Source organism: Flavobacterium sp., from assembly GCF_003525665.1.
GTDB lineage: Bacteria > Bacteroidota > Bacteroidia > Flavobacteriales > Flavobacteriaceae > Flavobacterium.
The window spans coordinates 18637-21056 of record NZ_DQDX01000130.1; the positions used below are offsets into that span (position 1 = coordinate 18637).

General features: G+C 35.0%; 2 protein-coding genes. Both read left to right on the top strand.

Annotated features, from left to right (window positions below):
* The first annotated feature begins 285 nt into the window (after nucleotides 1-285).
* Nucleotides 286-870, top strand: a complete 585-nt coding sequence (locus tag DIU01_RS09275) for an acyl carrier protein phosphodiesterase (protein WP_290833766.1) — start codon at nucleotides 286-288, stop codon at nucleotides 868-870.
* On the top strand, nucleotides 867-2420 hold a 1554-nt coding region (gene ggt, locus DIU01_RS09280; RefSeq protein WP_290833768.1), incomplete at its 3' end, for a gamma-glutamyltransferase. The genes DIU01_RS09275 and ggt, both read left to right, overlap by 4 nt.

Below are 2420 nucleotides of genomic sequence, written 5' to 3' on the forward strand. Positions count from 1 at the left end.
ATGTTCCATAAGCTGATGCAAATTTTACTGCGTCAACTGGTGTTAAATTATCGCCTACTTTTCCGCCAATCGTTCCGCGAATTCCTGATATTGATTTTATTAAAGTCATTTCTTAAGGTTTTAGGTTATGGGTTTTAGGTTTTAGGTTACCTACTTTTAAATTTAGACAAATATAACAAGTTGAAAGCAATAAAAAAATTTGAATTAATTTAGTATATTTACCTAGTTACAAACTACTAAACCAAAAAATACCTAAAACCCAAAACCTACAACCCACAACCTATAATGAATTTCCTCGCGCACATATATCTTTCTGGAAACAACGATTTGCTTAAAATTGGAAATTTTATGGCCGATAGCATTCGTGGACATCACTATTTGGATTATCCAGACGATATTAGAAAAGGCATTTTATTGCACCGTTACATCGATACTTTTACCGATGCGCATCCTATTTATAGAAAAAGTAAACACCGTTTGCACGAGAAATACGGTCACTATTCTGGTGTGATTATGGATATTGTTTACGATCATTATTTGGCTAAAAATTGGTCAAAGTATTCTGAAGAAAAATTGGAAGATTATGCTGACAATTTCTACAAATTACTCCAAAATAATTACGGACTTCTTACAGAGAAAATTCAGAAAATGATGCCTTCGATGATTGCTAGAAATTGGTTAGTGAGTTATGCTAGTTTAGACGGATTAGAGATGATTTTATTTCAAATGGATTACCGAACCAAACATCGTGTTCACATGCAAGAAGCCATTGTTGAAGTGAAGCAATTTTACGCCGAATTTGAAGAAGAATTTACATTATACTTTGAGGAATTACAACAACATTGCAAAGAGAAATTACTTGAATTATGAAAAAACTATGCACAATATTGTCATTCCGTAGGAATCGCAATCGAAACTTAAAAACAGTAACACTTTTAATTTTTCTTTTTTTTACACTTTTCTGCCAAGCCCAAAAAGGATTAATCACTTCCAAGGCAATGGTGGTTTCTGCACGTGAAGAAGCGTCTCAAATTGGTGTTGAAATCATGAAAAAAGGCGGCAATGCCTTTGATGCTATGGTTGCAACCGAATTGGCTCTTGCAGTTTCCTATCCTTATGCAGGAAATATTTCAGGTGGCGGATTTATGGTTTATCGATTGAATAATGGTGAAACTGGAGCATTAGATTATCGCGAAAAAGCTCCGATGAAAGCTTCAAAAGATATGTATTTGGATGCAAACGGAAATGTAATTCCAAATTTATCAGTCAATGGCGCGTTGTCTGTTGGCGTTCCTGGAACCATCGCCGGATTATTTGAAGTTCATAAAAAATTCGGAAAATTATCGATTGAAGAAATCATGACGCCTGTAATTGCATTGGCTGAAAATGGTGTAGTTATTACTTCAAAACAACTCATACAAATAACAGACAATCAGCAAGATATAATTAAAGTAAGCGGAGATAAAACCATTTATTCTAAAACATTTAAAGTTGGCGACACCATAAAATATCCAGCAATGGCTGCAACTTTAAAACGGATAATGAAAAATGGTAAAGACGAATTTTACAAAGGTGCAACTGCCGAAAAAATGGTTGCTTTTCTAAAATCGAAAGGCGGTATAATTTCGATGGAAGATTTGGAAAAATATGAAGCAAAATGGCGCGAACCTATCCGATTTAAATATAAAAATTTAGACATCATTTCGATGTCGCCACCATCAAGCGGCGGAATTACTTTGGCGCAAATTATGACGATGATTTCAGGTTATGATGTTTCAAAATTTAAGCACAATTCTGAGAAATACATTCAACTTATAACCGAAGCCGAACGTCGTGCTTATGCTGATAGAAATTACTTTCTTGGCGATCCAGATTTTGTGAAAATTTCTACAGATAAATTGCTTGATAAAACTTATTTGAACAACAGAATGAAAAGCTTCAATTGGGAAAAAGCAACGCAATCAGCGGAAGTAAGTCATGGAGAAATTTCGATTTCTGAAAGTGATGAAACTACACATTACTCAATTGTAGATCAAGATGGAAATGCCGTTTCGGTAACCACAACATTAAATGGCGCTTACGGTTCCAAGTTGTATTCAGAAGAATTGGGATTCTTTTTTAACAATCAAATGGATGATTTTTCGGCAAAACCTGGTGTTCCAAATTCGTACGGATTAGTTGGAGCTGAAGCCAATAGCATTGCGCCACAAAAAAGAATGTTGAGTTCAATGGCGCCAACAATTGTAGAAAAAAATGGCAAACTTTTTATGGTTTTAGGAACGCCTGGCGGACCAACAATTATAACATCTGTGTTGCAAACGATTTTAAATGTTTCCGAATTCAAAATGGGAATGCAAGAAGCCGTTAACGCACCAAGATTTCATCATCAATGGCTACCAGACGAAGTGTTATTTGAACCT

Excerpts from the sequence above, each read along its gene's own strand:
- DIU01_RS09275 (WP_290833766.1), top strand. The coding sequence starts at position 286 with ATGAATTTCCTCGCGCACATATATCTTTCTGGAAACAACGATTTGCTT.